Genomic DNA, 26,450 nt, shown 5'->3' with positions numbered 1-26,450 from the left:
AAACAGGCGAGGGACATGGAAGGTTTCACCATAATCGACGGCGCAGTGGCGCTGGTTATCGTAGTGTCGGCGCTACTCGCCTATGCACGCGGCTTCGTACGCGAAGTCATGGCCATCATCGGCTGGGTCGCCGCCGGTATCCTGGCCTATATGTTCGCGCCACAGGCGGAACCGCTGATGGCGGAAATCCCGGTGGTCGGCGAATTCATCGCCGACAGCTGCGAATTGTCGCTGATCGCGGCGTTCTTTGCGGTCTTTGCGATTGCGCTGATCGTCGTCTCCTTCTTCACGCCACTGCTGGCCGGGCTGGTGCAACGGTCGGCGCTTGGCGGGCTGGATCAGGGGGCCGGGTTCTTCTTTGGCGTGCTGCGCGGCATCCTGCTCGTGGTGATCGGGTTCTTCGTCTACAATGTGGTGATGACCGGCCAGAGCTTTACCATGGTCGACGAAAGCCGCTCGGCGGCGGTGTTCAACCGGGTGATCGGCAAGGTCGAGGAACAGAACCCCGAACAGGCACTGGGCTGGGTGACGCAGAAATACGAAGATCTGATCTCCTCCTGCGAGGGCTGATCTCCGCATCACAGTTACCGTATGATTGGGCGCTCCTGCGGGGCGCCCTTTTACATTTTTGAAAACGGTCAGAGGCAGTGGCGACTATACACAGAGTTATCCCCACCGCTGCCGTAACGTTAACCCCAAGAGGCCTGGCATTAACGTTTTGTTAAGAATGAAGAATCGATTCTTAACTCCGTAAAGTTTTCGCAAACGCGCTGCCGATTATCTTAACAAACCCTTAATTACCCCCAGATCGGGCGTTAACCTTTGGGTTTGACTGTGATTTTCCTGCATGAAAGCGGCTCTGGTACCGAAACCGACGCAAGCCTGCCCCATTCTTGTCCCAATTCAGAGGCCAATTGAGATCAACGAAGGCAAAAAGCCTCGACGCTCTCAGAAGGGACATTTGGACATGCTGCTGGATCACACCACCGCGTTTACAAACTATCAGCCGGTTGACCTGCTTCTGGACCTGCGCTCGCAGGAGGCCGAAGATCAGGCAAACACCCGTCTGCGTCCGCAACATGGCGGCGTGCTGCCCGGCACCCTGATCGAGACCGAATTCGGCTTCAAGCAAGCCCGCGCCCTGCGCCCCGGCGACATGGTTCAGACCTTTGACGGCGGCCTGCGCGAAGTGGTCAACATCCGCCACTCGGTTCCGCGTCTGACGGCCATGGTGCATGTGCCCGCCGGCGCGCTTGGCAATGACGCCGACCTCGACCTGCCCTCCGATGCCATTGTCGCCATCGAGGGCGATCTGGCGCTGGATCTCTTTGACCTGCCGGTGGTCACGGTCAAGCTGGTGGCGCTGATCGGCCATAACGGCATCAGCACCGCCCTGCCCCAGCGCCTGGCCCGTATTCATGTCGATTGCGAAGAAGAAGAGCTGCTCTGGACCGAAGGCGGCATGGTGATGAATGCCGGTGCGGTCGAGGACGAAAGCTACTACAGCGTGCTGTCCCTCGCCGAGACCCGCCTGATCGTCAACGCCGGGCGTATGGAGCCGGAACAGAATGCTGCGGACGCCGCGGACCAGATCGCGGACGAGGACGCCGAGGATGCGCGTTTCTTTGGTGGCGACATGGCACCGGCGCCGGCCTTCGACCCGATCGACCTGCTGTTTGGTCGCTACGCCGCCTGATCGCGCGCCGTTTTCCGGCCCATGACGGGCCAGGACCCCGTTCCGCTTGCCTGCGGAACAGGCGCAGCCCGCGCCAGATGTGAATTCCCGCCCCGATCTGTCTGTTGAATGTGATCCTTTGGTGACATTGCCTGCCAGACCGCCTATGTGAGAGCCGTCACTGTTCGACAGGATTCGGAGCCAAAGCCCCTGTGTTGACCCAGTCCCCAGCTGACCTGCGCCGCCCGTCGTGCGCGGCAGGATCTGCCCCTCTGGCCCGCCACAGCCGCAGTGCAGCCAAGGCATGCCGCCCGCTGCACCGCCTGCGCTCCGCCTCCCCGTTCACGAGAAATTCCCCTAGTATTGTCCCGGTGCCCCGCATCGGGCTCGCGACTCGTGGCACCCTTGCCCGGGTCTCTCCTGCCGCAGCCTGCGGGCTGTAAGCCACACGAACGACTATATTGGAGCCTCGCCATGTGCGGTATCTTGGGCATCGCAAGCAGAACCGAACAAGTGTTTGCGGAACTCTATGACGGGCTGTTGATGCTACAGCATCGCGGCCAGGATGCCTCTGGCATCGTGACCTATGGCGACGGGTTCTTTCGCGAACGCAAGGCCAACGGTCTGGTCAAGGATGTCTTTGGCGCCAAGGATGCCGAGACGCTTCAGGGCCGGGTCGGCATGGGCCACGTGCGCTACCCCACCGCCGGATCGCTGTCGGCCGCCGAGGCGCAGCCGTTTTTCGTAAACGCGCCCTATGGCATCTATCTGGTCCACAACGGCAATATCACCAACACCGAAGAGCAGCGCGCCAAGGTCACCGGCAAATACAGCCGCCACCTGCGCACCACCTCGGATTCCGAGATCCTGCTGAACGTGCTGGCCGACAAGGTGGCCGATGCGATCAAGGTCAACGGCAACGCCGATCCGATCCGCAACATCTTTGCCGGGGTGAAGATGACCATGGAGCGGGTGCAGGGCGCCTATTCGGTGATCTGCCTCATCGCCGGTGTCGGCATGCTGGCCTTCCGCGACCCGCATGGCATCCGGCCGCTGTCGGTCGCCCAACGCAACGCCGATGGCGCGGGCGACGGGGCCGACTACGCCTTTGCCTCGGAAGATGTGGCCTTTGGCATCAACGGGTTCACCAAACTGCGCGATCTGAAGCCCGGCGAGGCGATCCTGATTGATCTCGACGGCAACAAACATGAGTTCCAGGCGGTCGAGGGCAAACTCACCCCCTGCATCTTTGAATATGTCTACCTCGCGCGGCCCGACAGCCTGCTCGACGGGATTTCGGTCTACAAGACCCAGATCCGCATGGGCCAGACCCTGGCCAAGCAGATCGAGGCCTCCGGGCTGGACATCGATGCGATCATCCCGGTCCCGGACAGCGCCCGGCCCGTGGCATTGGAAGTCTCCAACATCACCGGCATCCGCTACCGCGAAGCGCTGGTCAAGAACCGCTATGTGGGCCGAACCTTCATCATGCCCGGGCAGGAAGAGCGGCAGAAATCCGTGCGTCGCAAGCTGAACGCGATCCCGCGCGAAATGCAGGACCGCAACATCCTGCTGATCGACGACTCGATCGTGCGCGGCAACACCATCAAGAAGATCGTGCAGATGTGTCGCGAAGCGGGCGCCAAGAAGGTCTATATCGCCTCCGCCTCGCCGCCGGTGAAATACCCCAATGTCTATGGCATCGACATGCCGACCAAGCATGAGCTGATCGCCAATGGCCGCTCGATCGAGGAGATTCGCGAGGAGCTGGGCGCGGATGAGCTGTTCTATCAGAACCTCGACGATCTGATCTGGGCGGCGCAGGGCGGCAACCCGGATATCGAAGCCTTTGATTGTTCCTGTTTCGACGGCCAGTATGTCACCGGCTCGGTGAGCGCGGAATATCTCGACACGCTCGAAGGCAGCAGCCGCGTGAGCAAGAAAATCAAGGACATGCCCGATGCAGGGGCGTCCTGGAACGGGGCCACGCTGGCCACCTGAGCGCGACGGGCCGCGCATGTGTCCTGCACGAAGAGCGCGCCGCCGCCCGGCGGGTTCTGGCGCGTGCTGCGGCGCGGTGATTGCAAGTTGCCGCCAACAGGCGTAAGGGAGCCGCGTGTAACGCGATGGCGCTGACCCGGACAGGTCGGCGCCATTCTCTATTTGACTTTCGAAAGGGGCGCCTTCTTGGACGCGCATCTCGCCCGCATGCTGAGCTCATCGCGTCAGTGCCGCTGTTGCGGCGCGACCTTTGCCCAGCTCCTCAGCCTCTCCTGCGACCGGCCCGACATCGTGCCGGCGGATCTGCAGGTGCAGGACAACGCCGCCATCTTCGTCTCCGAAGGCGATGTGCTGACCGAGGATTTCTGCCGCTTCGGCAGCCTGCGGTTCCTGCGGGCGGTGCTGGCGATCCCGCTGGCGGATTCGCGCGGCGAGGAATTCATCCTCGGCACTTGGGCCGGTGTCAGCGAAGAGGTGTTCGACGCGTATCTCGACCTGTTCGAGCTGCGCGAGGCGGAGAGCATGGGCAGCCAGCCCGCGTGGCTGTCGAACCAGATCCCGCCCGAAAGCGGCGGCCCGCTGGCCTGCATGCTGCATATGCGCCCCGAAGGCCAGTACCCGGAGTTGCAGGTCTCCGAGGTGAATCACGACCTCGCCCGGATGCAGGAGATCGGCCTCGACCTGGAGGATCTGCTGACCTTCCTGCATGCCTATGGGCATGATCTTGCCTCGCTGGTCTATGATGCCTGAGCACGCCGGCTGACCGGCAAGCTGCCGCGCATTTTCCGGGGCACCTCGGCCATCTCTGGCCGGTTGCATCGGCGGTTGGCGGGATCTGCTTTTGCTGCCGCGACGGGCCTGATACCGACCTGCCGATATACCAGACACCACTCACCACTCACACAAGACAGTTCCCGTGGCGGCGCGGTCGACGGACCGGTCGCCGCGGGAGAACCGGATGCCAATGGCCAACACAGCACAGACCACCGCAGAATCCATCGCCACCCAGAAGGACGCCCTGCCGGATCGCCGCGTCACCCTGATCGGGCTGTTTGGTCCGCAGGACGCCTTGCAGGGACTGGTCCGCCTGTCGTCGGGCCGGATCAAGACGGTGCAACCCGGCGCGCGCCTGCCGATCGGCCGCATCGTCGCCATCGACCCCGACGGTCTGCTGGTGGAGCGCGGCGGCACCGTCGGGCGGTTGCCGATCCTGGCCAACTGAGGCGCGCAGCCGGCGCATCTCGTCGCATCCGCCGACACCGCCGCCCGGCGGGGCTTGACCCCGGCGCGAGGTCGCCGCATGTAGGCGCCATGACCGACAGACTCGCCCTTATCACCGGGGCCTCGCGGGGCCTTGGCGCCGCTTTGGCTGAGGCGCTTGCGCCCACCCATCACATCATTGCCGTCGCCCGGACCACCGGCGCGCTGGAAGAGCTGGACGACCGGATCAAGGCCGCGGGCGGTTCTGCCACGCTGGCCCCGATGGATATCACCGTGCCGGAGGCCATGGCGACCCTGTGCCGGGGCATCTTTGACCGCTGGGGCAAGCTGGATCTCTGGCTGCACAGCGCCATCCACGCCGCCCCGCTGAGCCCGGCGCATCATGTGGCCGCCAAGGACTGGCAGAAGTCGATGGAGATCAATGCCACTGCGACCTCGGTCCTGATCCCCTATGTTGCGCCGCTGCTGGGACAGCACGGCAAGGCGGTGTTCTTTGACGATCCGCGCGCCGGCGAGAAATTCTTTGGCGCCTATGGCGCGACCAAATCGGCACAGATCGCCCTGGCCCGCAGCTGGCAGGAGGAAACCCTGCGCACCGGCCCACGGGTCACGCTGCTGACGCCGCCGCCGATGCCAACCGCCCTGCGGGCGCGGTTTTTCCCCGGCGAGGACCGGACCGTGCTGACCTCGCCCGCTGAGGCTGCGGCCGATCTCCTGCCCCAGATCCTGTCGGACTAGCGCCCGGCCGGCCGCGCCATCACGCCCCACAACGGCCAGCGCCCGTTGGCCCGCGCATGGGCGGCGGGTGATTTGGCCACACCCCGGCGCATCCGCCCGGTCACCGGCCTGCAAATTCCTTGCCCTGCCCGCCCCTGCCGCCTATGCAGGGCAGCAACCGGCGCGGGGGCGAATTCCCGCCGACACCGGAGAAAACCGCACGCAGGCAAGGGGGCAAAATGCGCATTCTGGTCACCAACGACGACGGCATCAGCGCCCCGGGGCTGGCGGTGCTGGAAGCGATCGCAGCCGAGCTTGCCGGTCCCGACGGCGAGGTCTGGACCGTGGCGCCCGCGTTTGAGCAATCCGGCGTTGGTCACTGCATCAGCTACACCCATCCCTCGATGATCTCGGAACTGGGGCCGCGCCGCTTTGCCGCCGAAGGCTCTCCGGCCGATTGCGTGTTGGCCGGCCTGCATGTGGTGATGAAGGATCATCGCCCCGATCTGGTGCTGTCGGGGGTGAACCGGGGCAACAACTCCGCCGAGAACGCGCTCTATTCCGGCACCCTGGGCGGGGCGATGGAAGGCGCGTTGCAAGGGCTGCCCGCCATGGCGCTGTCGCAATATTACGGGCCTGCCAATCGCGATCTGGACAACCCGTTCGAGGCCGCCCGCCAGCATGGTGCCGAGGTGCTGCGCAAGCTGTTGGCGGCGCAGCCCGAAAACGATCATGACTATGGCCTGTTCTACAACATCAATTTCCCGCCGGTGGCGGCTGCGGATGTGAAGGGCCTGCGGGTCAGCACCCAGGGCGCCCGTCCCGGCACCCGGTTTTCGGCCGAAGAACAGTTCTCGCCCAACGGGCGGCGCTACATGTGGGTCAAGGGCGGCGACCAGCAGGTGGCGACCGCGCCGGGCACCGATGCGGCGGTCAATCTGGAGGGCTATGTCTCCGTCACGCCGATGCGGGCGGATCTGACCGCCCATGACGCGCTGGAGGCCCTGAAGGCGATCGAATGACTGGCCCGGACGCGGAAACCAAAATGCAGTTCCTGTTTGCCCTGCGCTCGCGCGGGGTGACGGAGGCTTCTGTGCTGGAAGCCATGGAAGCGGTGGACCGCGGCCTGTTCCTGCGCGGCTTCTTCTCCGAACGCGCCTATGAGGATGTGCCGCTGCCGATCGCCTGCGGGCAGACCATCTCGCAGCCCTCGGTGGTGGGGCTGATGACGCAGGCGCTTCAGATCTCGCCCCGCGACACCGTGCTGGAGGTGGGCACCGGCTCGGGCTATCAGGCTGCGATCCTGGCCAAGCTGGCGCGCCGGGTCTACACCGTCGACCGCCATGGCCGCCTGGTGCAGGAGGCCCGGCAGGTGTTCCAGACCCTGGGACTGGCCAATATCACCTCGCTGGTGGGCGACGGCAGCCATGGGTTGCCGGAACAGGCGCCCTTTGATCGAATCATCGTGACCGCCGCCGCCGAGGACCCGCCCGGCCCGCTGTTGGCGCAGCTCAAGGTCGGCGGTATCATGGTGGTGCCGGTCGGCCAATCCGACGCGGTGCAGACCCTCATTCGCGTCCGCAAGAGCGAAAATGGGCTGGAATATGACGAATTGCGCCCGGTGCGCTTTGTTCCGCTGCTGGAAGGGCTTGGAAAAGACACCTGAGCTGTCCTATTCCGGGGTCAGCCCCGTTGCACTGTAGCGGTCCACCGGTCAGGCCCGGGCAAGACAGAACCGCTGCCGTCCAAGTCTCCGCCCAACAGGAGACGTCATTCGAGGAGAGCAAGAGACATGACCCGCCCCCAGACGGTCTTCCGCCCGAAGTTCCTGCGCCCCGCCGCCCTGCTGCCGCTGGCGCTGATCGCCGCCGCCTGCACCGCGCCGCTGGATTACGACCTGCGCGGGCAGATCGGTGCCTTCAACACCACCAAGGCCGCCCAGACCGCAACCGAGAGCCGCCCGGCGCCGGACTCGCGCGGGCTGATCACCTATCCGTCGTATCAGGTGGCGGTGGCGCGCAATGGCGATACCGTCGCTGATCTGGCCACGCGGGTCGGCCTGCCTGCGGTGGAGGTCGCCCGGTTCAACGGCGTCGAAACCCGCGATCCGCTGCGCAAGGGCGAGGTGCTGGTGCTGCCGCGCCGTGCCCCCGACGCCTCGGCGCGCGGCGGCAACCGCAGCCCCGGCGGCGTCGACATCGCGTCGCTGGCCGGCAACGCCATCGACAGCGCCCCGGCCAGCTCGCCCAATCCGGGGTCGGTGACCACCACCACGCTTCAGGAGACGCCGGCCAAACCCGCACCCACCCGCGTTCAGGAGGGCCCGGAGCCGGTGCGCCACAAGGTGACGCGCGGCGAAACCGCCTATACCATTGCCCGGCTCTACCAGATCCCGGTCAAATCGCTGGCGGAATGGAACGGGCTGGGCAGTGACTTTGCCATCCGCGAAGGCCAATACCTGCTGATCCCGCTGAAGGACCCCAACGCCCCGGCCCCCACGCCGGAGGCCACCGAGGCCGCGGTGACCGCGCCCGGACAGGGCAGCGCCACCCCCACGCCGCCCAGCGCCACCAAGCCGCTGCCGGATGAGGAGGTCGCCCCCGTCGCCGACGTGAAGTCGGAACCCAAACCTTCGGTCGATGTCGAACAACCCACCCGCGCCTCGCAGGCGGCGATGGGCTATCCGGTGACCGGCAAGATCATCCGGGCCTACTCCAAGGGCAAGAACGACGGCATCGACATCTCCGCCGCGCCAGGCAGCGCGGTAAAGGCCGCCGAGGCCGGCACGGTGGCCGCGATCACCGCCGATTCCAACAAGGTGCCGATCATCGTCATCCGCCACGACCGCAACCTGCTGTCGGTCTATGCCAATGTGGATGGCATCAAGGTCAAGAAGGGCGATCGCGTCAATCGCGGCCAGTCCATCGCCCAGCTGCGCGGCACGGCGGAAGAGGCCTATGTCCATTTCGAGGTGCGCGACGGCTTCGAAAGCGTCGATCCGCTGCCCTATCTGCAATAAGGCCACGGCAGGGGCCAGCTGCCCCGTCCGGCTGACCTTTGTGCCCCACAAGGGGATCGCGCGCCGCGCCCTCAGGGTGCGGCGCCGCCGCGTGAGGCTCCGTGCTTTTCCGCGTCGGGTTCGTAGTCCTGCAAACGCTTGCCGGGTTCATCGACAAACAGTTCGGGCAAGGGCTCGGCGCTCTCGATCAGGTCGACGCGGAACACCCGGAAATCCCCCCGCGTCTCGCACCATGCGGTCAGGGTCCAGACCCGGCCCCAATACTCCATATGCAAGGGGCGGATCACCCGTTCGGTCAGGGTCTCGTCAATGCGGCGATAGCGCAGGGCGAGTTTCTGGCGGGCCTTGATCGCAGCCCGCAGCGTCGGCATCCAGGTAAACCCGCGCGCCGCATCGGCAAAGGGGTAGACCGCGAATTTCCAGGCATCCGCCTCTGTCACCGTCTCAATGGGCAGCACCGCGTCGACCTTGGTGGCGAGGCTCTCTGCCGCGGCCTTCAGCTCCGGATCGGCGGCCTCGGCCACGATCGCCATGCCGAGGTTGAGCGCCTCCAGCTCGGACGGGGTCAGGGTCAGCGGTGGCAGGGTGATCGCCTCGCGCACCAGATAGCCGACACCGCGCTCGCCCTCGACCGGCACGCCCGAGGCCACCAGCGTGTCCATATCGCGATAGATGGTGCGGGTTGAGACCTCCAGCCGTGCGGCAATGTCCTGCGCCCGGTGCAATTTCCCGTCGCGCAGGATCTGGATAATCTCGAAAAGGCGGTCGGTGCGGCGCATGGAGAGATCTTTCACCTGCGCCGCACCTCAAGGTCAACCCATGGCAGGCGCCGGTTGCATCGTCCACATCTGCGTTTCATGCCGCATCACCAGGCTGCTCTGGTCGATCATGCGCATGATGTCGGCGGTGCAGTCGGCTTGCGGAAACTTGGCGCTGGCCTCCTGCGCGGCCGCCAGATCGGCCCAGATCACATAGTCCATCCAGGTGCCGTCCTCGCCCTTGGACAGGCGCCGGTCGACAAAGCCGCGCATGCCGCCGATGAAGCTCTCGGTCTTTTGGGTTGCGGCCACATAGTCGGCGTCGCTGACGCCCGGGTTCAGTTTGAAGGTTACCACTTCCACCACGGTCTTGGTCATCTGTCGTCATCCTTGTCTTGACGGTTTCGATGATCCTGTCCTAGACCAGAGCAACTGACACGAACCTGTCAGTTGAGTGCGGGCCTGCGGAAAAAATCGCAGATCCGGGGCCGATCAGAGGGCGCGATTGCCAGCCTGTGCTTTGCTCCGGCCCATGCAGCGCCTAACACTCGAGGCAGGACACCGTATTTCGGCGCATCGGACCAGGTCCCGCGCCCCGCATAACGAAAGGCAAACCCCATGCTGAACAACATCGGCCTTCCCGGCATTCTCCTCATCGCTGTCGTGGTTCTGGTTCTCTTTGGCCGCGGCAAGATCTCTTCGCTGATGGGCGAAGTGGGCAAAGGCATCACCTCCTTCAAGAAGGGCATCAGCGAGGGCAGCAAGGAACTGGAAGACGACGCCGCCGCAGAGGCCAAGGACGTCACCCCCGAAGCCGACAAAGACAAGGCGTAACCCCTAGATGTTCGATCTTGGCTGGACCGAGCTTCTGGTCATTGGCGTTGTGGCCCTGATCGTGGTCGGGCCCAAGGATCTGCCCAAGTTGTTCCGCAACGTGGGCCGGTTTGTGGGCAAGGCACGCGGCATGGCCCGCGAATTCAGCCGCGCGATGGAAGACGCGGCGGATGAGGCGGGCGTCAGTGACATCCAGAAGAGTTTTAAAACGGCGACGAACCCGATGGGGTCGGCGATGGACAGCGTCAAACAGGCCACGCGTGACCTGACCGATTCCATCGACCCGACGAAATTCGACCCCGACAGCGAGACCGGCAAGCTGGCCGCAGAACGGGCCGAAAGCGCCAAGAAGATCCAGGCCGCCACCGCGCGGGCCGCGGCAGAGCGCAAGGCCAAGGAGGCCGCCGAGGCGATGGCCAAGGCAGAAGAAGCCGAGGCGGCCCTGTCTGCACCAGCCAGCAGCGCGCCGTCTTCCGACAGTGAGACCAAGGCATGAGCCAGACAGAAGATCTTGACGATTCCACAGCGCCGCTGATCGAGCATCTGGCGGAGCTGCGCAGCCGCCTGATCCGGGCGGTGATCGCCTTTGCCGTCGGCATCGTGCTGGCCTTCATGGTGGCAGAGCCGATCCTGCAGTTCCTGGTGGCCCCGATCGAGCAGACCCTGCGCGAATTGGGCGATCCCTCCCCGACGCTGCAATATACCTCGCCGCAGGAATATCTGTTCACGCTGTTCCGGATCTCCATGGTGTTTGGCTTTGCGCTGTCCTTCCCGGTGATCGGCTTCCAGCTGTGGCGGTTCGTGGCACCGGGCCTCTACAAGAGCGAAAAGGGCGCGTTTCTGCCGTTCCTCATTGCCTCGCCCTTCATGTTCCTGCTGGGCGCGAGCTTTGCGCAGTTTGTGGTCACGCCGCTGGCGATGCAGTTCTTTCTGGGCTTTGCGGACGTGAGTTCGATCTTTGCCGGTCTGTTGTCGCAGGCCACCGGCGGCGAAGTGCCCGTGGATGTGGCAGTGGTGCCGGAAACCTCGGAAGGGGTGAAGATCACCTTCTTTGGCAAGGTGAACGAGAGCCTTGATATCACGCTCAAATTCATCATGGCCTTTGGCCTGTGCTTCCAGTTGCCGGTGCTTCTGACCCTGATGGGCAAGGCCGGTCTGGTCAGTGCCGAGGGGCTGGGCGGCATGCGCAAATATGCGGTGGTGGCCATTCTGGTGCTGGCCGCGCTGGTCACCCCGCCGGATGTCATCACCCAGGTCATCCTCTTCACGGTGGTCTACGGGCTTTATGAGGTGTCGATCTTCCTCGTCGCCCGTGTCGAGAAAAAGCGCGAGGAACAGCTGCGCGCCGAAGGCTACTACGATGACGAGCTGGACGGCGAGTAAGCTCCGCCCCCTGCAATGACCCAATCAGAAGGCGCGTCCCACGGGGCGCGCCTTTTTGGTCTCGGCCCGGGCAGGCCGGCGGCGGCCGGATCTGGCGGCTGCCTCTTGCCGGGTGCGGCGGAACATGGTTTGTCACGCCCGAGACGCACAGGAGGACCCCGAGCGATGGCACAGGATTTGGATCACGACACACTCAGCCGCATTGCCGAGGCGCTGGAGCGCATGGCCCCGGCCCCGCTGGCGACACCGGATTTTGCGGCGGCTTCGGGGTTCGTCTGGCATGTGGGCCCGGACCGGCTGGAGCCGGTGCCCGAGATCAACCGGGTGGAGCTGGATCTCCTGGTGGGGATTGATCGCTCGCGCGACACGCTGTTGGACAACACCCGCCGGTTTGCGGCAGGTCACGCGGCCAACAATGCGCTGCTGTGGGGCGCGCGCGGGATGGGGAAATCCTCGCTGGTGAAGGCGATCCATGGCTCCCTGGTGGCCACGCATCCCGACCTCAAGCTGGTGGAGCTGCAACGGGAGGATCTGCCTTCGGTCGCGCGCCTGCTGAACCATCTGCGCGGCGCGCCCTACCGGTTCATCCTGTTCTGCGATGACCTGTCGTTCAGCCATGACGACCAGCATTACAAGAGCCTGAAGGCCGTGCTGGACGGCGGCATCGAGGGCCGGCCCGAGAATGTGGTATTCTACGCCACCTCCAACCGCCGTCACCTGATGCCCCGCGACATGATCGAGAATGAGCGCTCCTCGGCGATCAACCCCTCCGAGGCGGTGGAGGAGAAGGTCTCGCTCTCGGATCGTTTTGGTCTTTGGCTTGGGTTCCACCCCTGCAATCAGGACGCCTATCTGGCGATGATCGCGGGCTATTGCGCGGCCTATGGCGTCGAGGTCGATGCCGAAACGCTGCGGGCCGAGGCCGTCGAATGGCAGGCCACGCGGGGCGCGCGGTCGGGCCGGGTGGCGTGGCAGTTCTTCACCGATCTGGCCGGGCGCAAGGGGGTGGCGCTGCGCTGACATTGGCGCAGGTCCCCGCCGCGTCCCGTCAGGGGCGCGGCGCCCGGCCCAACGGTTTTGATCGCCGCCCTGCGGCGGTGGAAACGGGCGGGAGCGCCCCCGGCGGGCCTTCTACCCCAAGGGCGGTCGTCCCCGATCTCCGGGAAACCGCCCCCTTCCTCGGGTAGCCCTTACCCCAGTTCGAAACTTGTCACGCCGTAGATCAGGTCCTGTGCCACCTCGGGCGCCTTGCCGCGATACATCCGGGCGGTCTCGAACACCGGTTGCAATCCCAGCGATTTCGCCAGCTCTACCGCGCTGGTGTTGGTCTCGGGCACGTCGAGAAAGATCTCCTGATCCTGCGGCCAGTCCTTCAACAGCCCCGCCAGAACCGACAGCGCCGCCGCCCGATGGGTGGCCACCAGCGGGCCGATCTTGGCCCCGGTGCGACAGCGGCGCAGGGTGCCGACCCCCTGCATTTCGCCGTCAGCATGTACCGCGATGCTCACATGCCCCGGCGCGCTGAGCCAGGCCTGCCAGAAACTCGGCCGCGGCGCGGGAAACACCCGCGCATCCAGCCCCGCCACCTCGGGCGACAGCCCGTCGAGCCAGGTCAGCGTAAAAGCATCCGACACCTTGAGCCGCCCCTTGGGCACCCCGCCGAACCGGATATTGCGCCAGGCAAATTCGAACCCGGAACGGCGATAGGCCTCCTGCTGCGCCACCACCCCGTCGAGTCCGACCGTGCGCCGACCGGCATGCTCCAGCGCCTTTTGCCACAACGCATAGCCGTAGCCCTGCCCCCGGTGCACCGGGTCAACGATATAGAAACCGAGAAAGGCAAACGCCGCGCCATAGGTCACGACCGAAATACAGGCAATCATCTCGCCGTCGAGGAAACCGCCCCAGAACCCCTGACCGTCCTGCACGGCGAAACAGGCCGCATCCTGGGCGCCCGGGTTCCAGCCCTCGCGCGCGGCCCAATCCACGGCGGTGTCGATTTCATCCCGCGACAGCGGGCGGATTTCATAGTGTTCCAACATGGCGACCTCCGTCGATTCCGCGGCCACCATGACGGAGGAAGATCACCGTGGAAAGACGAAACACCGATCACGCGGAACCGTCAGCCACATCGCGCGCCCCACCGCCGGCAGAAAGACATTGGGCACCGTCGCCTTCAGGATCGACCCGTCGAAATCCATACGGAACTCGACCAGGCTCTCATTGCCGAGAAACCGCGCCCGCTGGACCACGCCACGGGCGGGCACACCCTGCGTGTGGGTAGCCTCCGGTCCGCGACCGTTGCGGTCGAAATCGATACGGATGTGTTGCGGGCGAAAGACGATCTCCACATCCGTGCCATCCGGCACCCCGGGCGCCAGGAACTGCCCGAAGGGCGTATCCGCCAGAGCGCCGTTGACCCGCGCCGGAAGCGTGTTCACATCGGAAAAGAAAGCCACCGCCGCCTTGTCCACCGGGCGGGTGTAGACATTGTAGGGCGCCCCCTGCTGCACGATCCGGCCATCGCGCATCAGCGCGATCTCGTCGGCCATGCGCATCGCTTCCTCCGGCTCATGGGTGACCAGCAGGACAGCGGTGTCCTCCTCTTTCAGCAGGCTCAGCGTTTCATCGCGAATACCGTCGCGCAGCCGATTGTCGAGCCCGGAGAAGGGCTCATCCATCAGCATGATCTTGGGGCGTGGCGCCAGCGCCCGGGCCAGCGCCACCCGCTGCTGTTCGCCGCCAGACAGCTGATGCGGATACTCGTCGATATACTGGCCAAGCGAGACCCGATCCAGCAGCTCGCGGGCGCGGGCGCGTTTCTTCTCCTTCGCGCCCTTCAGGCCAAAGGCCACGTTGTCCCCGACGCTCAGATGCGGAAACAGCGCAAAATCCTGAAACATCAGTCCGATCTCGCGCCGCTCCGGCGGCACCCGGAACACGGTGTCGCAGATCAGGCTGCCGTCGACATAGATTTCGCCAGCGTCCTGCATCTCCACGCCTGCGACCATGCGCAGGGTTGTGGACTTGCCACAGCCCGACGGGCCGAGGAGACAGGTGACCTGCCCCGGCAGGACCCGGAGGGACACGTCATCCACCACCGCGCGCCCGTCAAAGAAACGGCGCAGGTTGCGGATCTCCAGCCGCGGCGTCACCTCATGGCCGTCAGCCTGGGCGGGCGGCAGCGCGGATTGGGTCATCTGCTCGGACATTGCGGGGCCTTCTATCCTGTGTCGGGTGCACATTGGGGCATCGCGGGCTGATATCAAGCCGGCGCAGGTCAGGCAAGGAGCTCCACCTCGCCTTCGGCCCGCGGCACCCCATTGACCAGCAGCGTCACCCGATGCGCCCCCGGCAGCAATGTAAAGGTGGAGGCCTGCGCCTTCAGCGGATGTGATTTCTGCAGGCTGAGCCCGTCGGCGCCGAGGCTGCCGGTCTTCCACTTGAAGACCTTGGTGGCGGTCTTGCCACCGGCGCGCTGAAAGGTCAGCGCATAATCCACGAGCACCCGCGCGCCCCGCGCCCCCTGCACATCGGCCCCGAGGGCCAGCTTGTCGCCGATGCGCACGCTGGCGGGCAGCTGCAACCGCGCGGTCAGCTCCAGATCCGGGTCATAGCCCAACAGCCGCAAGGCCCGTGGATCTCCCGCCTTCACCAACCCGCGCAGCGCGTGTGCGGTGATCCAGTCCAGCTCTTTCTGCGCCTGCATCCCCTGCCCTTGCCAATCGGTCAGCCGGTCGATGACGATCTGCGGCTCCTTCTTGGCAATGTCGTTGAGGTGGTTGGCAACCGATCGGGTCACAAAGCGCGCCGGATCCCGATGCAGCCGGTCGAGGATCGGCAGCGGCGCCTCCAGCGGCAGGTTCACCGCCAGCCCCCATGGCAGACGCGGCCGGCTGCCCTCGCTGGCCAGCCGGCGCACGTGGTAATGGTCATGATCTGTCCACTGCATCATGCGGGAGAGCACCGGATCGGGCCAGCGTTTCAGCAGGGGGCGCAGGGCAAACTCCATCGAAAAGCGCTGGGTGAGCGCTTCAAGCGTGTCGAGCGCCAGCGGCAGATCAGCCTCCTGCGTGGTCAGCGCCGTGACCCATTCGCCCAGCGGGGCAAAGATGAAATCGCCGAAATCGTCATCGCGCAAGCTTGGATCAAGCGGCGGCGGCAGGGCCGCCACGATCACCGGCGCCACCTGCGACAAGGGGCCCGGCACATGCACCGCAAGCTGCTCGGCAATCCAGTTGATACGGTCCTTCAGCTCCAGATCCAGCAGCCGCGCCATCACCGACGCCTCGAATCCCGCAGCGTCGAAATCGGAGGTCGCGCCCGCAAACAGACCAGCGAGGTAGCGGGTCTTCTGGAGGTTGAACAATTGATCCTTCAAGGAGAATTTCTCAGCCATGGATCAGATCGTCATATTGGTGGCACCACCGTCCAGGAGGATATTCTGGCCCACGATGAACCCTGCGTGCTGCGAACAAAGGAAGGCGCAGGTTGCGCCGAACTCCTGCCGGGTGCCGTAGCGCCCCGCCGGGATGGTGGCGGCGCGTTGGTCGCGGGCCTCGTCGAGACTGATCCCCTGGGACTGCGCCACCCCGGTATCAAGCGACACGGCCCGGTCGGTGGCATGGATCCCCGGCAGCAGATTGTTGATCGTCACGCCCGCCCCGGCCACCTGGCGCGCGGTGCCCGCCACATAGCCGGTCAGCCCGGCGCGGGCGGAATTGGACAGGCCCAACGCTGCGATCGGCGCCTTGACGGATTGCGAGGTGATATTGACCACCCGGCCCCAGCCCTTGTCCATCATTTCCGGCAGCAGCGCTTTCATCAGCGCGATCGGCGTCAGCATGTTGGCGTCAAGCGCGGTGATGAAATCGTCGCGGTCCCAATCGCTCCAGACGCCCGGAGGCGGGCCACCGGCGTTGGTCACCAGGATGTCGACCCCTTTGGCTCGTTCGATCAGCTCTGCGCGCGCGCCTTCATCGGTCACATCGCAGGCGGCCGTATCCACGCGAACGCCAAACCGATCCCGGAGATCCTGCGCCGAGGCTTCCAGTGCCTCGGCACCACGGGCATTCATCACCAGGTCGACACCGGCCTCTGCCAATGCTTCTGCACAGCCCAGACCCAACCCTTTGCTCGATGCACATACCAATGCGCGCTTTCCGCGAATACCCAGATCCATGACACTTCTCCCCATGCGTGTGGTTTGCCAGACCCTGCCAGCCGCGCAGGGGATTGACCAGCCGGCACAGAGCGCCCGGACCAGAATTTTTCCCGCCAGCGCCCGGTTCTCGCCCAAGTGTGAACCTAGTGTTTACCAAGAGCCGCGCAATATCGGGTGTCCTGTTCGAGGCGCCGCGCCCCCTGAAACCCAAAGCCTGGACCACCACGCATGATCAACGTGAGCCGCACCGCCCATTCCATCCAGTCGCTGCCGGCCTATCCGGCGGACCTGTTCCGCGCCAGTTTCGGTGTGAACGCAGGCGATCCGATCAGCATCCTGGACGAGCTGGTGATGGATGATGTCTATGAATTGCGCAGCAGTGCCAGCCCGGCGCGGCTGGGCATTTGCGCGCAGCTGGATGGCGGGTTTTCCGTGCATCGCGACAGTGCGCTCGGCACGCCGGGGGCGCCCTTGTTCCTGGATGGCGTCGTGACGCTGATGCCAGAGCTCGGCGCTGCGGTGGAGGCGCTGTTGATCGTCGAAACCGATCCGGAGGGCATGATCGCGGCGATCTACCTGCTGCCACAGGCCCCAATGGCCCCGTTTACAGGCTATCGTCTGGTGAACGGCACGCGGCAGGGCCTGCAGCACCGGCTGGCGCAAATGTCCTGCGTCGCCTTTGCGCGTGGCACCCGCATCACGCTGGCCACCGGCGCGCAGCGCGCCATCGAGGATCTGCGCCCCGGTGATCGCATCCTGACGCGCGACAGCGGCGCGCAGCCCATCACCTGGATCGGCCAGACAACGCTGCGGGCGGTGGGGGAAATGGCGCCGATCCTGATCCGCGAGGGAGCGTTGAACAACGCGCGCGACCTGCTGGTCAGCCCGGATCATCGGCTGATGGTCTATCAGCGCTCCGATGCCCTGCAGGCGGGTCGGCTGGAACTGTTGCTGCGCGCCCGTGATCTGGTCAATGGCGATACCGTGGTGGTGCAGGATGGCGGCTTTGTCGACTATTTCCAGATCCTGTTTGACCGGCATTACATCATCTATGCCGAGGGCATCGCGGCGGAGTCGCTCCTCGTGGACCCGTTCTCGCAGCCGACCCTGCCGGCAGACGTGCAATGGCGCATGCGCAGCACGCGACGCCATGGCGCGCGCGCCGATCATGGGCTGGACGTCAAGCGGCCGCTACTGGAAGAGCGGCCGGATGCGGTGGACCTGCTGCGGCGGGCCTCGCTGCGCTGATCTGCGCCCACGGGCAGCGGAGCTGCGCGTACACTCAGCCCCCGCAACGTCGGCGCCTGTCGCGGCACGCAGGCCCCGGCCCGCGGACGAGCGGGCCGCGGTCAGTCACCGCGCCGCTGCTGCATCCGGGCAAAGCCCGCGCCTTCGTTCATGCCAGCAAGAAACGCATCGGCCACCCCTGGCGCGGTCGCCGCATGACCATTGGGATGCGCCACCGGCGGCGCGGTTGCGACCGGGGCATCCTCGCGGTCAGACGTCCGGTCACCGACCATCCCCTTCAGCAGCAGAAATACCCCTGACAGGCCGAACCAGATGCAGGTCAGCACAAAGGCGGCCATCGCGTGCCCCTGCCCCGCCTGCAACAATGCGACATAGAGCGAGGCAGAGCCAAACCCGGCACCAACCGCGGCACACCCCGCGCTCAGCAGGGAGAACTGGACCCGGCGCGCGCCACGCCGGGCCTTTGATTTGATGTGACCCAGCATCGGATCAGCGGCGATTGCTCAGATACCCCAGGGCAAAGCCCAGCCCGGCCGCAATTGCGGTGGCGGTCAGGGGCTGCGCGCGCACCGCGTCTTCGGCCTGACGGGTCATCTGGGCTGCGCCATCGGCCACGGCCTGGCTCTGTTCGCGTGCAGTGTCCCGCGCGGCATCCCGCGCCTTGCCTGCGCGATCCTTGGCGAGGTCGGACACGGATTTGCTGAGCGCGGAAATGTCGGAGCGCAGCACGTCCATCTGGGTTGCAATGTCTTCGGTGGACGGGGCGGCTTGATCCTTCGGCATGGGAAATTCCTTTCCGTTTTGTTTCGCGTTCGCAGAGGAAACGTGACGCCGCAGGATTTTGTTCCGCGAAAATTTAGGGGCGTCGCAATTCCTCCCGCCTCCGGTCTGGTGTCTCGTCTGACGACAAGACGCCCAGTCCGGCGTTGGGCATGGCTCACAGCCCCGGTGCGGGGCTGTGAGCCTCGCCGGGCCGAATGGCCCGGCGCCCGGCCCAACCGGACGCGGGGTGCCCCGTATGGGGCGCACCGACGGATGGGCGGGAGCGCCCCCGGTCCTGCGTCCCCTCCGATCATGGCACAGACACCGCTTTTCCTTGCCTCCCACCCGCTTTCTGGCTAAGGCCAGCCCCATGTTGGACACCGCTCATAACCGCCCCGATCTGCCGCCGGAAATCGCGCGGCGCCGCACCTTTGCGATCATCTCGCACCCGGATGCGGGCAAGACCACACTGACCGAGAAGTTCCTCCTCTATGGTGGCGCCATCCAGATGGCCGGACAGGTGCGCGCCAAGGGCGAAGCGCGGCGCACGCGCTCTGACTTCATGCAGATGGAAAAAGACCGCGGCATCTCCGTCTCGGCCTCCGCGATGTCCTTTGATTACGGCAATTTCCGCTACAATCTCGTCGACACCCCCGGCCACTCGGATTTTTCCGAGGACACCTACCGCACGCTTACGGCGGTGGATGCAGCCGTCATGGTGATCGACGGTGCCAAGGGCGTGGAGAGCCAGACCCAGAAGCTTTTTGAGGTTTGCCGTCTGCGCGACCTGCCGATCCTGACCTTCTGTAACAAGATGGACCGCGAAAGCCGCGACACCTTTGAAATCATTGACGAGATTCAGGAGAACCTCGCCATCGACGTCACCCCGGCCAGCTGGCCCATCGGTGTGGGGCGCGATTTCATCGGCTGTTATGACCTCTTGCGTGACCGGCTGGAGCTGATGGACCGCGCCGACCGCAATAAGGTTGCCGAGAGCATCTCCATCAACGGCCTTGATGATCCCAAACTGGCCGAACACGTGCCCGAACACCTCTTGGAAAAGCTGCTCGAAGAGGTCGAAATGGCGCGCGAGCTGCTGCCCGCACTCGACCCGCAAGCGGTGCTTGAGGGGCATATGACCCCGATCTGGTTCGGCTCTGCGATCAACTCCTTTGGCGTGCGCGAGCTGATGGACGGCATCGGCGCCTACGGCCCCTTGCCGCAGGTCCAGTCCGCCGAGCCCCGCCAGATCGCCCCCGAAGAGAAAAAAGTCGCGGGCTTTGTCTTCAAGGTGCAGGCCAATATGGACCCCAAGCACCGCGACCGCGTCGCCTTTGTTCGACTGGCCTCCGGCCATTTCAAGCGCGGCATGAAGCTGACCCATGTGCGCACCAAGAAACCGATGGCGATCTCCAACCCGGTGCTGTTCCTCGCCTCCGACCGCGAGCTTGCCGAAGAGGCCTGGGGCGGTGACATCATCGGCATCCCCAACCACGGCCAGCTGCGCATCGGCGACACGCTGACCGAGGGCGAGGCCTTGCGCGTCACCGGCATTCCGTCCTTTGCGCCGGAACTGCTGCAAGGCGTGCGGGCGGGCGACCCGATGAAAGCCAAGCATCTGGAAAAAGCGCTGATGCAATTCGCCGAAGAAGGGGCCGCCAAGGTGTTCAAACCCTCGATCGGCTCGGGCTTTATCGTCGGCGTCGTCGGCCAGTTGCAGTTCGAAGTGCTCGCCAGCCGGATCGAGATGGAATACGGCCTGCCGGTGCGTTTTGAGGCCAGCCAGTTCACCTCGGCACGCTGGGTGCATGGCGACAAGGCGGCGGTGGACAAATTCACCAACGCCAACAAACAGCACATCGCCCATGATAACGATGGCGACATCGTCTATCTGACGCGTCTTCAGTGGGACATCGATAGGGTGGAACGGGATTATCCCGACTTGAAACTCTCCTCCACCAAGGAAATGATGGTCTGAAACGCGGGCACCCCTCACCGGGTGCCCGTTTTCAATCATGCAGGCAGGTGGACAGATGAAAGATCCCGCAACTACGGGAGAATGGGGCCTCGTTGCCACCCTCAAAGCCGAGGCACGCGCGATCCTGAACTTTGCCGCCTGGCACCTTGAACAGGGGGCCCACCGGCTGTTTCTCTATCTGGATGCGCCCTGCCCCGCGGCCCTGCCGCATCTCAAGGCGCATCCGCGTATCCGGGTGATCGAGACCACCGAGGCCCATTGGCAAAAACGCCGGGGCCGGGTGCCACAGAAACATCAGGTCCGTCAGAGCCTGAACGCCACCCGCGCCTATCGCCGTCAGGCCCGCGACCTGGATTGGCTGATCCACATCGACGTGGATGAATTCCTCTGGTCGGACACGCCAATCTCGGCGCATCTGGCAGGCCTCGCGCCCGACACGCTCTGCGCCCGCGTGCGCCCCTTGGAACTGCTGGCCGGCAGTGCGGATCACTACAAGGCGCGCCTCCCTGCCGGTAAGGACGCCGAGGCGACGGGCACCCGTCTCTATCCCCGGTTCGGCAGCTACCTGAAGGGCGGGTTCATCAGTCACGTGCAGGGCAAGTTGTTCGTGCGCACCGGCCTCGACGACGTCGATCTGCGCATCCATAACGTCTTTGTCGGCGGGGCGGAGAATCCCGCCCAGGCGGAACTGGACGCGGTCGACCTGTGTCACCGGCATGCGACCGACTGGGATCATTGGCTGCACCACTACCGCTACCGCCTGCAAAAAGGATCCTACCGATCAGATCTGCGCCCGGCGAAACCGCGCGCGGCAGGCGGTGTCACGCTGCACGAGGTGCTGTCCGCGCTCGAGGCCGAACAGGGCGAATCTGGGCTGCGGGCCTTTTTTGACGAGGTCTGCGCCGATGGTCCCGAATTGCGCCGGCGGCTTCAGGCGGAGGGCCTGTTGCGCACCCGCCCGCTGGACCCAACGCAGGCGCGGCAGAAACATTTCCGCGACTTCCGCTGAACTGTTCCCAAAATACTGCAAATGCCCAGAACCTCCGGCGAATTCTCGGCGGAAATTCGCGATCATTTGACCATATCATGCAATTTTGCTATGTGCCGCCTCAACCGGGGACTCCTGTCTGTTCAGGCGTCCGACTGATACCGGCATAGAGACACACGCGCGGGCCAGGTCAGTGTCCGCAAAAACGGACGCATATGACAAAATTCACCGATCTGAACCTTAATCCGAAGGTCCTCAAAGCCATTGAGGAAGCAGGATATGAAAGCCCGACCCCGATCCAGGCAGGCGCGATTCCCGCCGCCCTGGAAGGACGCGATGTCCTCGGGATCGCTCAGACCGGCACCGGCAAGACCGCCTCTTTCACCCTGCCGATGATCACCCGCCTTGCCCGTGGCCGCGCCCGGGCGCGGATGCCGCGCTCGCTGGTGCTCTGCCCGACGCGCGAATTGGCCGCACAGGTGGCGGAAAACTTCGACACCTACGCCAAACACGTCAAGCTGACCAAGGCCCTGTTGATCGGCGGCGTCTCCTTCAAGGAGCAGGATGCAGCCATCGACCGCGGCGTTGACGTGCTGATCGCCACACCGGGCCGCCTTCTGGACCATTTCGAGCGCGGCAAGCTGCTCTTGACCGGCATCGAGATCATGGTGGTGGATGAGGCCGACCGGATGCTCGATATGGGCTTTATTCCCGATATCGAACGCATCTTCTCGCTGACGCCCTTCACCCGCCAGACGCTGTTCTTCTCCGCCACCATGGCGCCGGAGATCGAGCGCATCACCAATACGTTCCTCTCCGGCCCCGAACGGGTGGAGATCGCGCGGCAAGCAACCACCTCCGAGACGATCGAACAGGCGGTGGTGATGTTCAAAGCCTCCCGTAAGGATCGCGAAGGCAGCGAGAAACGCCGGGTTCTGCGCGAGCTGATCAATCAGGAAGGCGAGGCAGTCAAGAACGCCATCATCTTCTGCAACCGCAAAACCGACGTGGATATCGTCGCCAAATCGCTGAAGAAATACGGCTATGACGCGGCGCCGATCCATGGCGATCTGGATCAGAGCCAGCGGACAAAAACGCTGGACGGGTTCCGCGATGGCGCGCTGAAGATCCTCGTGGCCTCTGACGTGGCCGCACGCGGTCTGGATGTCCCGTCGGTGAGCCATGTGTTCAACTTCGACGTGCCCGGCCATGCCGAGGACTACGTGCACCGCATCGGCCGCACCGGGCGCGCGGGTCGCGACGGCAAGGCGATCACCATCTGCACCCCGCGCGACGAGAAGGCGCTGGATGCGGTTGAAGGCCTGGTCCAGAAGCAGATCAACCGGCTGGACAACCCGGTCAAGCCGGCGCCGCGCAAAGCCGCCGCCAAGGACGCAGCGGATGCGCCCGAGACCACCGACAAGCCCAAACCCAGCCGTCGCAGCCGCAGCCGTGGTGGCAACAGCGAGGCCGCTGCGGAGGCCCAGACCGCCGCACCGACGCCTGCACCCGCGCCCGAACAGGCGGCTGAACAGCCGACCACCAAGGCAGCAAACAAATCCGACCGTGCAGACAAGCAGGACAGCCAGAAATCCGGCAAGTCCCGTGGACGCGGCCGCAAGGATGATCGCCGCGACGACAAGGTCGTGGGCATGGGCGACCATATGCCCAGCTTCATCGCGCTGAGTTTCGACGAGCGCCGCGCCAGCTGACCCTTGATCGGATCGCTTTATCGGAAAACCGCCCTGCCCCAGGCACGGGCGGTTTTTTGTGGCCACACGCGCGCCCAATCGGTGCTGCATTGCAGCAGCGGCATAGCGGGATTGCCGAGCTATGCGATGTCATCAGGCCCGACATCCTCTACATCGGCGGTATCAACACGATACCCCCAAGGTGATGTTATGGACTTGATGACAACCGCACCGCTTCTGAGCGACGACCTGAAAGAAATCGAACTGCGTGCCCGCAAGATGCGTGCCGAAGCCTTCCGCAGCATGTTGCTGGCCATCGGTGCCGGTCTTCAGCGCGTGATCAAGGCCCCGGCCCTGCTGCTGAGCCGCCCGCGCCACGCCTGATCAGGGCTGCGGCCCTGTGCCGACCTGCGCGCTTGCGAAAAACGCCCGGACCAGAGCGGTCCGGGCGTTTTCCGTTCCAGAGGCCTGCACCCCCTTCATCTTTTTAAAAATACCTCGGGGGTGACGTGACCCGAAGGGGCACGAGGGGGCAGCGCCCCCTCCTCCCCGATCAGCGCATACGGCTGACGACAACCGTCACTTCGGGCTTTTTGCCGATCTCGGACTGGGCAGTCTGACGCGCGATGCGCTTCAGTTCCTGTTCCAGCTTATCGTCATCCTTGAGGGTCTTCTTGCCCGCCCGCATCAGGAACTGGTTCAGGTCCTCTTCCATGACCTCGGCCAATGCGGCGTTGAACTGACCGGTCTCGGCAAGGCCCTTGAGGTCCACCCAGGGTTCGCCCAGCGGTTCGTCCTCTTCGTCGAGGATGGCCGTGACCACCACATGACCGTTAAGCGCCATACGAATGCGGTCGCGCACGATGCCATCCATGGCGCCGATCTTGACCGAACCGTCCAGATAGGTACGGCCCGTGTCGATATAGTCAGCAACCTTGGGCGTATCGCCCGTGAGGTCGATCATCATGCCGTTGACGGCAATGGCAGAGGCGATGCCCTTGTCCTCGCCGAGGCGCGCGTGCTGGCGCAGATGACGGTGTTCGCCGTGCATCGGGATCAGGATCTTGGGCTTCACGATGTCATGCATCTGCTCAAGGTCGGGGCGGTTGGCGTGACCAGACACGTGGTAGAGACCGGAGCTGTCATCCACCACATCAACGCCCTTCTCGGAGAACTGGTTGATGATCCAGATCACGCCTTTTTCATTGCCGGGAATGGTCTTGGAGGAGAACAGGAACAGATCGCCTTCCTTGAGTTCCATGCCGCGATACTTGCCACGGGCCAGCTGCGCGGAGGCGGCGCGGCGTTCGCCCTGCGATCCGGTGGTGATCAGCATCAGGTTTTCGCGCGGAATATCAGCCGCTTCCTCGGGTTGCACCACTTTGGGAAAATCGCTCAGCACCCCGGTTTCGATCGAGGCTTCGATCATCCGGCGCATGGCACGGCCCAACAGCACAATGGAGCGCCCTGCCCGTTCGCCCGCTTGCGCCAGCGTTTTGACGCGCGCAACATTCGAGGCAAAGGTGGTCGCCGCCACCATGCCGGAGGCCTCTGCGATCAGCTTGGTGATGTTGTCGCCCAGATCGCTCTCGGAGCGGCCCGCATGCGGTGAAAACACATTGGTGGAATCGCACACCAGCGCCTGCACGCCATCCTTGGAAATCTCGGCCCAGAGGTCGGGATCAAAGGCTTCGCCGACGATGGGGTTGGCGTCCAGTTTGAAATCACCGGTATGGATCACCCGGCCTGCGGGGCTGTCGATCACCAGACCGCCCGATTCCGGGATCGAGTGCGAAATGGGCACCGCGCCGATGGTGAAGGGGCCGAGCTTGGTCACTTCGGGCCAGGGCGAGATCGTCACCACGGCGTCGGGGTCATGGCCCTGCTCTTCCATCTTGCGACGGGCGATATTGGCGGTAAAGGCGCGCGCATAGACCGGCACATTGAGGCGGCTATAGAGATGCGCCACCGCGCCGATGTGGTCCTCGTGGGCGTGGGTGATGAAAATCCCCTCCAGCTGATCGGCGCGTTCCGCCAGCCAGCTGATGTCGGGCATGATCAGATCCACGCCGGGTGTGGTGTCCATGTCTGGAAAGGCCACGCCCAGATCCACCAGGATCAGGCGTTCCTTGCCCGGCGTGCCATAGCCATAGACGTAGGCGTTCATGCCGATTTCACCTGCCCCGCCGAGGGGCAAATAGATTAAACGTTCACTGCTCATGCGTGAGTACCGATATCCTTATTATGTTCGTGGATGCGCCGCAGACCTTGCATGGTCAGGTCATCCTCGTATGCGTCAAATAGATCTGCTGTCTGCTGGAAGAGCGGCGCCAGCCCGCCGGTTGATATGACTGTCATCGGCACGCCGGATTCGGCCTTGATGCGATCGCAGATCTCGCGCACGAGGCCGACATAGCCCCAGAACACGCCGGATTGCATACAGGCGACCGTGTTGGTGCCGATGACATTTTGTGGTTTCGAGATGTCGACATGGGGCAGCGCGGCGGCAGCATGGTGCAGCGCCTCAAGGCTGAGGTTCACCCCCGGCGCGATGACGCCGCCCACATAGGCGCCGTCCACGGCCACCACGTCGAATGTGGTTGCGGTTCCGAAATCAACGACGATCAGATCGCCGCCGTATTTGTGATACCCGGCGACCGTATTGACCAGACGGTCGGGGCCGACGGTGGTGCCTTCGTCGACGCGCACATCCACCGGGAGCGCGCATTCGGGTTTGCCCACCACCAGCGGGCGGGTCTTGAAATACCGGTCCGAGAGCACACGCAGGTTGAAAACCACGCGCGGCACAGTCGACGAGATAATCATATCAGTGATTTGCGCCTTGATGCCTTGCAGGTTCATCAGGGTGGAGAGCCAGACGTAATACTGATCTGCGGTGCGCTGCCATTCGGTCGAGGTGCGCCAATGGCCGATCATCTGATCGCCATCCCAGAGTGCAAAGACAGTGTTGGTGTTGCCGCAATCAACCGCGAGAAGCATGTGCCCCGCCT

At 64.6% G+C, this 26,450-nt stretch carries 28 protein-coding genes; 18 read left to right on the top strand and 10 right to left on the bottom strand.

All coding sequences use genetic code 11. The features are described 5' to 3' along the window. The first annotated feature begins 15 nt into the window (after positions 1–15). From AC0QH1_RS27455 to AC0QH1_RS27415, 9 genes are all read left to right on the top strand, one after another. On the top strand, positions 16–570 hold the full coding sequence (locus tag AC0QH1_RS27455; RefSeq protein WP_239323390.1) for a CvpA family protein: 555 nt from the start codon (positions 16–18) through the stop codon (positions 568–570). Positions 571–967: 397 nt separating this feature from the next. After that, complete coding sequence (locus AC0QH1_RS27450; protein WP_324634626.1) at positions 968–1,696, top strand: Hint domain-containing protein; 729 nt, start codon at positions 968–970, stop codon at positions 1,694–1,696. Positions 1,697–2,149: 453 nt separating this feature from the next. Further along, positions 2,150–3,676 (top strand): amidophosphoribosyltransferase, encoded by a 1,527-nt coding sequence (purF, locus tag AC0QH1_RS27445; RefSeq protein WP_239367642.1) that lies wholly within the window; start codon positions 2,150–2,152, stop codon positions 3,674–3,676. Between the two features lie 186 nt (positions 3,677–3,862). After that, positions 3,863–4,426 (top strand): DUF2199 domain-containing protein, encoded by a 564-nt coding sequence (locus AC0QH1_RS27440; RefSeq protein WP_324634625.1) that lies wholly within the window; start codon positions 3,863–3,865, stop codon positions 4,424–4,426. Positions 4,427–4,634: 208 nt separating this feature from the next. Then, positions 4,635–4,898, top strand: coding sequence for a hypothetical protein (locus AC0QH1_RS27435; protein WP_324634624.1), 264 nt, complete (start codon positions 4,635–4,637; stop codon positions 4,896–4,898). An 89-nt stretch (positions 4,899–4,987) separates the two neighbouring features. Then, positions 4,988–5,635 (top strand): SDR family NAD(P)-dependent oxidoreductase, encoded by a 648-nt coding sequence (locus tag AC0QH1_RS27430; protein WP_324634623.1) that lies wholly within the window; start codon positions 4,988–4,990, stop codon positions 5,633–5,635. Between the two features lie 218 nt (positions 5,636–5,853). Continuing rightward, positions 5,854–6,636 (top strand): 5'/3'-nucleotidase SurE, encoded by a 783-nt coding sequence (gene surE / locus AC0QH1_RS27425; RefSeq protein ID WP_324634622.1) that lies wholly within the window; start codon positions 5,854–5,856, stop codon positions 6,634–6,636. Continuing rightward, positions 6,633–7,280, top strand: coding sequence for a protein-L-isoaspartate(D-aspartate) O-methyltransferase (locus AC0QH1_RS27420; protein ID WP_239323383.1), 648 nt, complete (start codon positions 6,633–6,635; stop codon positions 7,278–7,280). Before surE ends, AC0QH1_RS27420 begins: the two co-directional genes overlap by 4 nt. 126 nt (positions 7,281–7,406) lie before the next feature. Then, entirely contained in the window at positions 7,407–8,633 is a 1,227-nt protein-coding gene (locus tag AC0QH1_RS27415) for a peptidoglycan DD-metalloendopeptidase family protein (protein WP_324634621.1), read from the top strand. A 71-nt stretch (positions 8,634–8,704) separates the two neighbouring features. Here the strand turns inward: AC0QH1_RS27415 and AC0QH1_RS27410 are convergent, their stop codons facing one another. Continuing rightward, positions 8,705–9,427, bottom strand: coding sequence for a YafY family protein (locus AC0QH1_RS27410; RefSeq protein ID WP_324634620.1), 723 nt, complete (start codon positions 9,425–9,427; stop codon positions 8,705–8,707). A gap of 18 nt (positions 9,428–9,445) precedes the next feature. Beyond that, positions 9,446–9,769, bottom strand: coding sequence for a hypothetical protein (locus AC0QH1_RS27405; protein ID WP_239367656.1), 324 nt, complete (start codon positions 9,767–9,769; stop codon positions 9,446–9,448). 240 nt (positions 9,770–10,009) lie between these two features. Here AC0QH1_RS27405 and AC0QH1_RS27400 point away from each other — a divergent pair, with 240 nt between their 5' ends. The 4 genes from AC0QH1_RS27400 to AC0QH1_RS27385 all read left to right on the top strand — a co-directional run bounded on the left by AC0QH1_RS27400 (position 10,010) and on the right by AC0QH1_RS27385 (position 12,628). Continuing rightward, on the top strand, positions 10,010–10,225 hold the full coding sequence (locus AC0QH1_RS27400) for a twin-arginine translocase TatA/TatE family subunit (RefSeq protein ID WP_239323379.1): 216 nt from the start codon (positions 10,010–10,012) through the stop codon (positions 10,223–10,225). A gap of 7 nt (positions 10,226–10,232) precedes the next feature. Beyond that, positions 10,233–10,721 (top strand): Sec-independent protein translocase protein TatB, encoded by a 489-nt coding sequence (gene tatB / locus AC0QH1_RS27395; protein WP_239323378.1) that lies wholly within the window; start codon positions 10,233–10,235, stop codon positions 10,719–10,721. Further along, positions 10,718–11,608 (top strand): twin-arginine translocase subunit TatC, encoded by an 891-nt coding sequence (tatC, locus tag AC0QH1_RS27390; RefSeq protein WP_324634619.1) that lies wholly within the window; start codon positions 10,718–10,720, stop codon positions 11,606–11,608. The genes tatB and tatC overlap by 4 nt, the downstream gene beginning before the upstream one ends. Before the next feature lie 165 nt (positions 11,609–11,773). Further along, the gene (locus AC0QH1_RS27385) at positions 11,774–12,628 is read left to right on the top strand and encodes an ATP-binding protein (protein ID WP_324634618.1); all 855 of its coding nucleotides are present in this window, start codon (positions 11,774–11,776) and stop codon (positions 12,626–12,628) included. Between the two features lie 170 nt (positions 12,629–12,798). Here AC0QH1_RS27385 and AC0QH1_RS27380 read toward each other — a convergent pair whose 3' ends face one another. From AC0QH1_RS27380 to AC0QH1_RS27365, 4 genes are all read right to left on the bottom strand, one after another. Beyond that, the gene (locus AC0QH1_RS27380) at positions 12,799–13,650 is read right to left on the bottom strand and encodes a GNAT family N-acetyltransferase (protein WP_324634617.1); all 852 of its coding nucleotides are present in this window, start codon (positions 13,648–13,650) and stop codon (positions 12,799–12,801) included. 42 nt (positions 13,651–13,692) lie between these two features. Then, positions 13,693–14,820 (bottom strand): ABC transporter ATP-binding protein, encoded by a 1,128-nt coding sequence (locus tag AC0QH1_RS27375; RefSeq protein ID WP_324634616.1) that lies wholly within the window; start codon positions 14,818–14,820, stop codon positions 13,693–13,695. A gap of 68 nt (positions 14,821–14,888) precedes the next feature. Further along, positions 14,889–16,007, bottom strand: coding sequence for a hypothetical protein (locus AC0QH1_RS27370; RefSeq protein WP_324634615.1), 1,119 nt, complete (start codon positions 16,005–16,007; stop codon positions 14,889–14,891). 3 nt (positions 16,008–16,010) lie between these two features. After that, positions 16,011–16,790: an SDR family oxidoreductase gene (locus AC0QH1_RS27365; RefSeq protein WP_239323373.1), complete on the bottom strand. Its 780-nt coding sequence runs from the start codon at positions 16,788–16,790 to the stop codon at positions 16,011–16,013. Between the two features lie 210 nt (positions 16,791–17,000). Here AC0QH1_RS27365 and AC0QH1_RS27360 point away from each other — a divergent pair, with 210 nt between their 5' ends. Further along, positions 17,001–18,020, top strand: coding sequence for a Hint domain-containing protein (locus AC0QH1_RS27360; protein WP_324634614.1), 1,020 nt, complete (start codon positions 17,001–17,003; stop codon positions 18,018–18,020). A 101-nt stretch (positions 18,021–18,121) separates the two neighbouring features. Here AC0QH1_RS27360 and AC0QH1_RS27355 read toward each other — a convergent pair whose 3' ends face one another. Beyond that, positions 18,122–18,505: a hypothetical protein gene (locus tag AC0QH1_RS27355; RefSeq protein WP_324634613.1), complete on the bottom strand. Its 384-nt coding sequence runs from the start codon at positions 18,503–18,505 to the stop codon at positions 18,122–18,124. A 4-nt stretch (positions 18,506–18,509) separates the two neighbouring features. Further along, positions 18,510–18,803 (bottom strand): ElaB/YgaM/YqjD family protein, encoded by a 294-nt coding sequence (locus AC0QH1_RS27350; RefSeq protein WP_239323370.1) that lies wholly within the window; start codon positions 18,801–18,803, stop codon positions 18,510–18,512. 349 nt (positions 18,804–19,152) lie between these two features. Between AC0QH1_RS27350 and AC0QH1_RS27345 the strand changes: the two genes are divergently transcribed. The 4 genes from AC0QH1_RS27345 (at position 19,153) to AC0QH1_RS27330 (ending at position 23,823) form a co-directional block, all read left to right on the top strand. After that, positions 19,153–20,760 carry a peptide chain release factor 3 gene (locus AC0QH1_RS27345; protein WP_239323369.1) on the top strand — a complete coding sequence of 536 codons (1,608 nt, stop codon included), beginning with the start codon at positions 19,153–19,155 and terminating at the stop codon, positions 20,758–20,760. Positions 20,761–20,815: 55 nt separating this feature from the next. Continuing rightward, positions 20,816–21,769 (top strand): glycosyltransferase family 2 protein, encoded by a 954-nt coding sequence (locus AC0QH1_RS27340; RefSeq protein WP_324634612.1) that lies wholly within the window; start codon positions 20,816–20,818, stop codon positions 21,767–21,769. A gap of 194 nt (positions 21,770–21,963) precedes the next feature. Then, complete coding sequence (locus AC0QH1_RS27335) at positions 21,964–23,460, top strand: DEAD/DEAH box helicase (protein WP_239323367.1); 1,497 nt, start codon at positions 21,964–21,966, stop codon at positions 23,458–23,460. Between the two features lie 189 nt (positions 23,461–23,649). Further along, entirely contained in the window at positions 23,650–23,823 is a 174-nt protein-coding gene (locus AC0QH1_RS27330) for an RSP_7527 family protein (protein ID WP_239323366.1), read from the top strand. Between the two features lie 169 nt (positions 23,824–23,992). Here AC0QH1_RS27330 and AC0QH1_RS27325 read toward each other — a convergent pair whose 3' ends face one another. Both AC0QH1_RS27325 and AC0QH1_RS27320 read right to left on the bottom strand, forming a co-directional pair. After that, on the bottom strand, positions 23,993–25,660 hold the full coding sequence (locus tag AC0QH1_RS27325) for a ribonuclease J (RefSeq protein WP_324634611.1): 1,668 nt from the start codon (positions 25,658–25,660) through the stop codon (positions 23,993–23,995). Next, a complete protein-coding gene (locus AC0QH1_RS27320; RefSeq protein WP_324634610.1) occupies positions 25,657–26,439 on the bottom strand; it encodes a type III pantothenate kinase in 783 nt (260 codons plus the stop codon). The genes AC0QH1_RS27325 and AC0QH1_RS27320 overlap by 4 nt, the downstream gene beginning before the upstream one ends. Between the last annotated feature and the right edge of the window lie 11 nt (positions 26,440–26,450).

The sequence above is a fragment of the Phormidium sp. CCY1219 genome, from assembly GCF_055795085.1.
Note: the sequence above shows the minus strand (reverse complement) of the source record. Positions and strands in the feature narration are given on the sequence as shown.